The organism is Mesorhizobium sp. M2A.F.Ca.ET.067.02.1.1 (genome assembly GCF_004023285.1).
Taxonomy (GTDB): Bacteria; Pseudomonadota; Alphaproteobacteria; order Rhizobiales; family Rhizobiaceae; genus Mesorhizobium.
The window spans coordinates 1-8,077 of the sequence record NZ_RZSB01000224.1; the positions used below are offsets into that span (position 1 = coordinate 1).

Sequence of the window (8,077 nt, forward strand, 5' to 3'; positions counted from 1 at the left end):
GCCTTTCGGCATTGACGTCCGCCTCGGTGACGAGGTCGGCGGCGGACGTCTTCTGGCGAACGTCGCCCTCGCCCAGCTTGCGGAAGCGCGGCATAATTTCCGCCCTGGCGGCCTCCGCGAGAAGTTCGGCCAGCCAGTCGATCGCGCGGTCGTCAAATGTCATCGGAAATGTCTTGCTCTGTGGTGAGGCGCGCGTCGAGCGCGGCGAAATCGAACAGTTTTCGGTCGAGCAGGTGCGAGGGCCTTACATTGGTCATGGCGCGGATCATCGTGTCCTTGCGGCCCGGCATGCGCTTCTCGATGTCGTCGAGCATCGCCTTCATGGCGTTGCGCTGCAGCCCTTCCTGGCTGCCGCAGAGGTCGCAGGGAATGATGGGGAATTTCATCGCGTTGGCGAATTTCTCGAGGTCGGCCTCGGCGCTATAGGCGAGCGGCCGCAGCACCATGACGTCGCCCTCGTCATTGAGAAGCTTGGGCGGCATGGCGGCGAGGCGCCCGCCATGGAACAGGTTCATGAAGAAGGTTTCGAGGATGTCCTCGCGGTGATGGCCAAGCACCAGCGCCGAACACCCCTCCTCGCGCGCGATGCGATAGAGATGGCCGCGCCGCAGCCGCGAACAAAGCGAGCAATAGGTGCTGCCCTCCGGCAATTTGTCGGTCACCACCGAATAGGTGTCCTGGTATTCGATGCGGTGGGCGATGCCGTTGGCGTTGAGATAATCGGGCAGGATGTGTTTTGGGAAATTCGGCTGCCCCTGGTCGAGATTGCAGGCGAGCAGATCGACAGGCAGCAACCCGCGCCATTTGAGGTCGAGCAAAAGTGCCAGGAGGCCGTAGGAATCCTTGCCGCCGGAGAGTGCCACCAGCCAGCGTTCGCCCGGCTTCACCATGGCGAAATCCTCGATTGCCTGGCGGGTGAGCCTCAACAGCCGCTTGCGCAGCTTGTTGAACTCGACCGAGGACGGCACGTCGCGGAACAGTGGGTGAAAACCGCCATCGGTCTCGTCGTCGATCGGCTCCAGGGATTTGAGGTCTGGCAGCATGTTCATGGCGCCGGCTCCGCGTTGTCAGCGCTCCGCTTAGCGGACCTGATCGCCAAAGAAAAGGCCGCCTCGAGGGCGGCCCTGGATGTCGCGGCTGATTGATACCGATCAGCGCGAGTAGAATTCGACGACCAGGTTCGGTTCCATCTGCACGGCGAACGGAACGTCCGACAGGCCCGGAACGCGCGCGAAGGTCGCGGTCATCTTGTTGTGGTCGGCTTCGATATAGTCCGGCACGTCGCGCTCGGCGAGAGCGACCGATTCCAGAACGATGACGAGCTGCTTCGACTTCTCGCGCACCTCGATGACGTCGCCCGGCTTGCATCGATACGAGCCGATGTTCGTGCGCTTGCCGTTGACGTTGACATGGCCGTGGTTGACGAACTGGCGGGCGGCGAAGATGGTCGGCACGAACTTGGCGCGATAGACGATCGCGTCGAGGCGCGACTCGAGCAGGCCGATCAGGTTCTCGGAGGTGTCGCCCTTGCGGCGGTTGGCCTCTTCATAGACCTTGCGGAACTGCTTTTCCGAAACGTCGCCGTAGTGACCCTTCAGCTTCTGCTTGGCGCGCAGCTGCAGGCCGAAGTCGGAAAGCTTGCCCTTGCGGCGCTGGCCGTGCTGGCCGGGGCCGTATTCACGCTTGTTGACCGGGGACTTCGGGCGGCCCCAGATGTTTTCGCCGAGACGGCGGTCGATCTTGTATTTCGCGGATTCGCGCTTGCTCATCGCATTCCCTTTCAAAATAATATACCCGGAACCCCATGGCTCGGGCGAAGGAAACGCGCCCTCCTCTGGCCTCCGTTTTCGAGACCTGACAGGGTTTCCCACGCAAAGCGACGGGAAACCCACGGGACACGTCAAAAGAAACCACCGGGCGTCGCCACCCGGTGTTGGGGGCCTGTTAAACACAGATTTAACCGCTGTCAAGCTTGTGGGTGGCGACGCCGACGGCAACTCGATATCATCCCTGCGTTGCATGCGGCGTTGGCTGTGGCGGAAAGTTGCACGCCGGCGGCATAGGGCGGCGTCTTCGTATCCAAACGCCCAGCAAATGATGAAGGGACTGGAGCAGAGGAGTGCGAATTCCCATGAAGAAATTCTTCCTTACCCTGACCGGAGCCGCCGTCCTGGCCGGTACGATGGCGGTCATGACGCCTGGACCGGCCATGGCTAGGCATTGGCACGGCCACAAGCAGATCTGCCGCGTCGTGGTGAAGAAAAGAGTCATCTGGCGCCACGGCCACCGCCATGTCGTCCGCTACAAGACGAAGCACTGCTGGTGGCGCTACTAACCTATTGCGCAGTAGGGGATATGACGCAGGCCCGCGGCCAACGCCGCGGGCCTTTCATTTCGCCTTCGCGGTCAATGACTTCTTGCTGGGCAGGCCTTTGCGCTTGGTCTCGGCGAATTCCTCGAGCTGCTTCTCGCTCATCGAGTCGTACATCTCGCGCGACGCACCCTTGAGCTCGCTTTTCTTGATCTCGCCGCGCTTGGCGGAAAGCGCTGCGCCGGCAGCCTTTTGCTGGGCTTGCGATGTCGCGGGCATGGCGATTTCTCCTTTGCTGCGGGAAAACGCGGAGGCTCTGCAGCAGTTCCAACACATCCTCGGCGTCGGTAGTCAGTCGGCCATCCCTGGGCGATTTTCCTTCGCAGACTTCCCGTGTCCGGAACCCCAGTGTAGGACAACGGCATGAAATCGCTGACCGATCCCTCACAGGCCCTCTCCACTGGCCTCGCGAAGATCCGCACCGAATTCCACGTGCCGGATGGATTTCCGCCGGAGGTGATGGCTGCGGCGGAAGCGGCGGCCAGGCGTGTGCCCAGCCAGCATGCCGACCGCACCGCGATGCGTTTCGTCACGCTCGATCCGGCGATCTCCACCGATCTTGATCAGGCCTTTTCGATCGAGGCCAGCGGCGGCGACCTTCTCTTGCATTATGCCATTGCCGACGTGGCCTGGTTCGTCGAGGACGGCGACGCGATTGATCTCGAAGCCTGGAACCGAGGTGAGACGCTTTATTTGCCGGACGGCAAGGCCGGGCTCTACCCGCCGGTGCTTGCCGAGGCCGCGGCGAGCCTGTTGCCCGATGGACCCCGCCCGGCGGTCATCTTCACAATCAGGGTTGCCGGTGACGGTGCGGTGAAGCTGGACAGCGCTGAGCGGGCGATCATCCAAAGCCGCGCCAAGCTCGCCTATGACAGCGTCAAACCTTCGGATGTACCCGCCGGCTTCGCCGAACTGGCGCGGCGCATGGCGGCCAACGAAGAGCGCCGCGGCGCTTCGCGCGTCGACCCGCCCGAGCAGGAGGTGGAAAGGCTCGCCGACGGCACGTTCCGGCTTTCGTTCAGGCCGCTGCTGCAATCCGAACAGGACAATGCAGCACTTTCGCTGGCCGCCAATATGGCGATCGCCGACGCCATGCTGGCGCACAAGACCGGGTTGTTCCGGGTGATGTCGGGGCCTGATGCCTCGAAGGTGCAAAGGCTGCGCAGCGCGGCACGGGCGCTCGGCCTGTCCTGGCCGGCCTCCACCAGCCTGCGCGACTATCAGCGCGCGCTCGATCCAGCCGATCCGCAACAGGCGGCGCTGATGCTGGAAATCCGCCGCGCGGGCAACGGCGCGTCCTACCAGCCCTATCAGCAGGGCGTCGTCCCCTGGCATGAGGCGATGGCCGCAACCTATGCGCATGCCACCTCGCCGCTCAGGCGGCTGGCCGACCGCTACGTCGTGCGCTGCGCGCTGGCAATCGCCAACGGTCAGCCCGTGCCGCAGGCGGTCAGCGACGCCTTCGCCAGATTGCCGAAGGTGATGGGGCGCGGCGATGCCCGAGCCTCGCAGATCAACCATGCGGCCATCGACCTTGCCGAGGCGGTGATGCTCAAAGGACACGAGGGTGAGACGTTCAAGGCCGTCGTCACCGACTTCATCGATCATGGCGTGCGCGCACAGCTTGCCGACATGCCTGTCGTCGCCAACGTGAAAGCCTCCGGGTTCAGGCAGGGCGACGATCTCAGGCTGAAACTGGTCTCGGCCGATCCGGATCAGCGCAGCATCGTCTTCGAGACTGCCGTCTAACGCGCGGTCAGTCCAAATCCCTGGGTCAGCCGTCGAGTGGCGAAATCCACCTTGCCGGAAGTGAAGACGGCAAGATCGGGCTGGCTGTCGCTGGATATTTCTGCGACCGGTTCGAGCAGCGACATGGCGCGCCGGGCGATCGCTTCGGCCGGATCGATCCAGTCGACCGGCCAGGGTGCCGTCTTTCGCATGCGGTTGACGAGAAACGGATAATGCGTGCAGGCAAGCACGACGATATCGGTGCGGTTGCCCTCGCGCTCGATGAAACAAGGCGCGATTTCGGCGCGCACGGCTTCTTCATCGACAAAGCCCTGGCGCATATAGATTTCGGCCAACCCCGCCAGCCTATCGCTACCGACCAGGCGCACATGGCATTTCTGCGCCCATTTGCTGATCAGGTCGCGCGTGTACTGGCGTTTCACCGTGCCTGGCGTCGCCAGCACGGAGACGAGGCCGGATCGCGTGCGCTCCGCCGCCGGCTTGATTGCCGGCACGGTGCCGACAAAAGGATGGTCGGGGAATGTCTCGCGCAGCGCGTCGATCACCAGCGTCGAAGCGGTGTTGCAGGCGATCACCGAGATCGCCGGCTGCAGGCGGTCGAGCAATTTGCCGAACAGCGTGAGGATGTGATCCTTGAGCGCCGGCTCCTCCCAGGCGCCGTAAGGAAAAGCCGCGTCGTCTGCGACATAGACGAAGCGGCGATCGGGCATCAGCACGCGCGCCTCGCGCAGCACGGTCAGCCCGCCGACGCCGGAATCGAACATCAGGATCGGGCGCTGGCTTGATCGATCGCTCATTGTCATCCGGTCATAGAGCAATTCCAGGAAAAGTGTGAAACGGTTTTCCGTCCGGAATTGCGTCAAAACAAAGAGAGGCGGAAGGTCCGTGATTGGACCGCAGGCGCTTCTATCGCGAATGATCTTGGTCTTGAAGAGGCGAATGCGAGCAGCTTTTGCGCAGCTGTCTCGCAGGCTCGCTCATATGCCGCGCTTGCCGAAGCCGGCCGGGCGCGGCCGGCCGAAGGGCTGCGGTGCGGGCGGAACGCGGGGAGTTGCAGCGGCAGCCGCGGCGCGTGGTGCGGCCGGCACAGCGGCGCGTGCAGTGCGCGCCGGTGCCGGCAGCGGACCGTCGAAGTCGAAAACATCCGTCAATTCATCGATGTTGCTGCCCGCGACGGGTTTCGCCCAGAGGATCGTGCACCAAAGTCCGAATATCGAAAGTCCGAGCAGATTCAGCCCGCCCGGAATGCTCTCGGGATCGTCGAATTTGACGACCAGCAGCACGCCCGCCTGCAGAAGGGCATAGACGGCGGAAAGGGCAATATAGGCCCACATGATCCACCGGCGTCCATTCGCGTCGCGGGTGCGGCGCGCGGCGATGTTGCCGCGAAGCGCGACAAAGATGAGCGAGGCGATCAGGACCGCGCCTGCCATGCCCTGCCGCGCCGGGCCAGGTCCCGAATTGATCAGTCCTTCGAAACCGATCGTGCTGATAATGCAGACAACGATCACCACGGTTTCCGCGACGGCGAGACCGAGAGAGTAAAGGAAAAAGCGCAGTCGACCAATATTGGACGTAAACATGTGCCACCCCCACTATTGCAGCAAGGATGAGGCATAACCGAATAAAAATCGGTTACTTCAAATGCTCATAGCTTACGGATTTTAACTTTCTTCGTCTTTGGCGCGACTTCGCGCGGCTGCCGGCAGCCGTCTCGGATCGTCACCGGGCGAGCCGTCGCCGCGCGGCATGGCCGGCGAGAACCGGTCGAGCGAGGAGATGATGCCGCGCAGAACCTTCAGTTCCGGCTCGGCAAAGCCCGCGCGCGTCAATACGGCGCGCAGATTGTCGACCATCTTCGGCTTCTTTTCTTCCGGGCGGAAGTAGCCTCGGGCCTCCAGCGCGCTCTCCAGATAGGCGAACAGGCTGTGCAGCTGCTCCTTGGTCGCCGGCACCAGCTCCGGCCCGGAGAAATTGGTCTCAGTTTCGTCGGCGAGGCCGGATTTCATCCATTCATAGCACATCAGAAGCACAGCTTGCGCGATGTTGAGCGAGGAGAAGCCGGGATCGACCGGAAAAGTGACGATCTCGTCGGCAAGCCCGACCTCATCATTATAGAGACCGAAGCGCTCGCGCCCGAACAGGATGCCGGTGCGCTGGCCCGCCTCGACGCGTGCCCTCAGCGCCCTGCCCGCTTCTACCGGCCCACGCACAGGCTTGAAGCCGTCACGCTCACGCGCCGTCGTGGCGAAGACGAAGTTCAGGTCGGCAACCGCGGCGGCCAGATCATCGAAGACCCGGGTGGCGTCGATGACATGATCGGCACGGCTGGCAGCCGCGCGCGCCTTCTCGTTCGGCCAGCCATCGCGCGGGTTGACCAGGCGCAGTTCCGACAAGCCGAAATTCGCCATGGCGCGGGCGACCATGCCGATATTCTCGCCGAGCTGCGGCTCGACCAGGATGATCGCCGGTCCGGCGGAGGCGGTCTTGGTTGTGACTTCGGTGGCTGGCATGGCTGTGGGTAACCGGGGTTTGCGGCGTTTCGGCGTCCCCTGCCACATTCGGCCGGGAAAATGAAGCATTCACAACAGCGGCACACGTCCATCCCGGCGCGGATCGTGGTTTGCGCGCTGAAAAAGCCTTTGATATACGCTCCGCATTCCCGGCCGAAACCATGCGGGCAAGGCCGTCCAGATCCCCCAGCAACGAGGCACTCTTTCCATGGCGAAGATCAAGGTGGCGAACCCGGTCGTCGAGCTCGACGGCGACGAGATGACCCGCATCATCTGGCAGTTCATCAAGGACAAGCTGATCCACCCCTATCTCGATCTGAAGCTTGAATATTACGACCTTGGCATCGAGCACCGCGACGCCACCAACGATCAGGTGACGATCGACTCGGCCAACGCCATCAAGAAATGGGGCGTCGGCGTGAAATGCGCGACGATCACCCCCGACGAGGCGCGCGTCGAGGAATTCAAGCTGAAGAAGATGTGGAAGTCGCCCAACGGCACCATCCGCAACATTCTTGGCGGCACCATCTTCCGCGAGCCGATCATCATGAAGAACGTGCCGCGCCTGGTGCCGGGCTGGACCAAGCCGATCGTCGTCGGCCGTCACGCCTTCGGCGACCAGTACCGCGCCACCGACTTCCGCTTCCCCGGCAAGGGCAAGCTGACGATCAAGTTCGTCGGCGAGGACGGCCAGGTGATCGACCACGAGGTCTATGACGCGCCGGGCGCCGGCGTGGCCATGGCCATGTACAATCTCGACGAGTCGATCCGCGAGTTCGCCCGCGCCTCGCTGAACTACGGCCTGCTGCGCAACTTCCCGGTCTATCTGTCGACCAAGAACACCATCCTCAAGGCCTATGACGGCCGCTTCAAGGATATCTTCCAGGAGGTCTACGAGAAGGAATTCGAGGCCGAGTTCAAGGCGCGCAAACTCTGGTACGAGCACCGCCTGATCGACGACATGGTCGCTTCGAGCCTGAAATGGTCCGGCGGCTATGTCTGGGCCTGCAAGAACTACGACGGCGACGTGCAGTCCGACACCGTCGCGCAAGGTTTTGGCTCACTCGGCCTAATGACCTCGGTGCTGATGACGCCGGACGGCAAGACGGTGGAAGCGGAGGCCGCGCACGGCACCGTGACCCGCCATTACCGCCAGCATCAGAAGGGCGAGGAAACTTCGACCAATTCGATCGCCTCGATCTTCGCCTGGACGCGCGGCCTCGCCCACCGCGCCAAGCTCGACGACAATGCCGAGTTGAAGCGCTTCGCCGAGACGCTGGAGAAGGTCTGCATCCAAACCGTCGAAAGCGGCTTCATGACCAAGGACCTGTCGCTGCTGATCGGCCCCGACCAGCCGTGGCTCTCCACCACCGGCTTCCTCGACAAGATCGACGAGAATTTGCAGAAGGCAATGGGGTGAGGAGCGGTGCGCGAAGCGCATGAA

At 63.0% G+C, this 8,077-nt stretch carries 9 protein-coding genes and 1 pseudogene; 3 read left to right on the plus strand and 7 right to left on the minus strand.

Annotation, left to right across the window (positions count from 1 at the left end; all coding sequences use genetic code 11):
- From EOA28_RS16820 to rpsD, 3 genes and pseudogenes are all read right to left on the minus strand, one after another.
- Positions 1-163, minus strand: a pseudogene (locus EOA28_RS16820) (inositol monophosphatase); the annotation flags it as partial.
- A complete protein-coding gene (gene ttcA / locus EOA28_RS16825; protein WP_189342071.1) occupies positions 153-1,043 on the minus strand; it encodes a tRNA 2-thiocytidine(32) synthetase TtcA in 891 nt (296 codons plus the stop codon). The gene ttcA and the pseudogene EOA28_RS16820, both read right to left, overlap by 11 nt.
- 108 nt (positions 1,044-1,151) lie before the next feature.
- A complete protein-coding gene (rpsD, locus tag EOA28_RS16830; protein ID WP_040981269.1) occupies positions 1,152-1,769 on the minus strand; it encodes a 30S ribosomal protein S4 in 618 nt (205 codons plus the stop codon).
- Positions 1,770-2,131: 362 nt separating this feature from the next.
- Here rpsD and EOA28_RS16835 point away from each other — a divergent pair, with 362 nt between their 5' ends.
- The gene (locus EOA28_RS16835; protein WP_127250879.1) at positions 2,132-2,335 is read left to right on the plus strand and encodes a hypothetical protein; all 204 of its coding nucleotides are present in this window, start codon (positions 2,132-2,134) and stop codon (positions 2,333-2,335) included.
- A 54-nt stretch (positions 2,336-2,389) separates the two neighbouring features.
- On the opposite strand, the gene EOA28_RS16840 is transcribed toward EOA28_RS16835, so the two are convergent.
- The gene (locus EOA28_RS16840) at positions 2,390-2,590 is read right to left on the minus strand and encodes a DUF3008 family protein (RefSeq protein WP_127250878.1); all 201 of its coding nucleotides are present in this window, start codon (positions 2,588-2,590) and stop codon (positions 2,390-2,392) included.
- A gap of 144 nt (positions 2,591-2,734) precedes the next feature.
- Between EOA28_RS16840 and EOA28_RS16845 the strand changes: the two genes are divergently transcribed.
- Complete coding sequence (locus EOA28_RS16845; protein ID WP_127250877.1) at positions 2,735-4,120, plus strand: RNB domain-containing ribonuclease; 1,386 nt, start codon at positions 2,735-2,737, stop codon at positions 4,118-4,120.
- Here the strand turns inward: EOA28_RS16845 and murI are convergent.
- The 3 genes from murI to EOA28_RS16860 form a co-directional block, all read right to left on the minus strand.
- On the minus strand, positions 4,117-4,917 hold the full coding sequence (gene murI / locus EOA28_RS16850; protein WP_127250876.1) for a glutamate racemase: 801 nt from the start codon (positions 4,915-4,917) through the stop codon (positions 4,117-4,119). The two genes, EOA28_RS16845 and murI, sit on opposite strands and share 4 nt — an antisense overlap.
- A gap of 180 nt (positions 4,918-5,097) precedes the next feature.
- A complete protein-coding gene (locus EOA28_RS16855; protein WP_127250875.1) occupies positions 5,098-5,631 on the minus strand; it encodes a hypothetical protein in 534 nt (177 codons plus the stop codon).
- A 153-nt stretch (positions 5,632-5,784) separates the two neighbouring features.
- A complete protein-coding gene (locus tag EOA28_RS16860; protein WP_127250874.1) occupies positions 5,785-6,633 on the minus strand; it encodes an RNA methyltransferase in 849 nt (282 codons plus the stop codon).
- A gap of 208 nt (positions 6,634-6,841) precedes the next feature.
- Between EOA28_RS16860 and EOA28_RS16865 the strand changes: the two genes are divergently transcribed.
- The gene (locus tag EOA28_RS16865; protein ID WP_127250873.1) at positions 6,842-8,053 is read left to right on the plus strand and encodes an NADP-dependent isocitrate dehydrogenase; all 1,212 of its coding nucleotides are present in this window, start codon (positions 6,842-6,844) and stop codon (positions 8,051-8,053) included.
- Positions 8,054-8,077: the final 24 nt, after the last annotated feature.

Bases quoted from the DNA above. Each gene is read 5' to 3' on its own strand.
- EOA28_RS16865 (WP_127250873.1), top strand. From the start codon at position 6,842: ATGGCGAAGATCAAGGTGGCGAACCCGGTCGTCGAGCTCGACGGCGAC.
- EOA28_RS16860 (WP_127250874.1), bottom strand. From the start codon at position 6,633: ATGCCAGCCACCGAAGTCACAACCAAGACCGCCTCCGCCGGACCGGCG.
- murI (WP_127250876.1), bottom strand. From the start codon at position 4,917: ATGAGCGATCGATCAAGCCAGCGCCCGATCCTGATGTTCGATTCCGGC.
- EOA28_RS16835 (WP_127250879.1), top strand. From the start codon at position 2,132: ATGAAGAAATTCTTCCTTACCCTGACCGGAGCCGCCGTCCTGGCCGGT.
- EOA28_RS16840 (WP_127250878.1), bottom strand. From the start codon at position 2,590: ATGCCCGCGACATCGCAAGCCCAGCAAAAGGCTGCCGGCGCAGCGCTT.
- ttcA (WP_189342071.1), bottom strand. From the start codon at position 1,043: ATGCTGCCAGACCTCAAATCCCTGGAGCCGATCGACGACGAGACCGAT.
- rpsD (WP_040981269.1), bottom strand. From the start codon at position 1,769: ATGAGCAAGCGCGAATCCGCGAAATACAAGATCGACCGCCGTCTCGGC.
- EOA28_RS16845 (WP_127250877.1), top strand. From the start codon at position 2,735: ATGAAATCGCTGACCGATCCCTCACAGGCCCTCTCCACTGGCCTCGCG.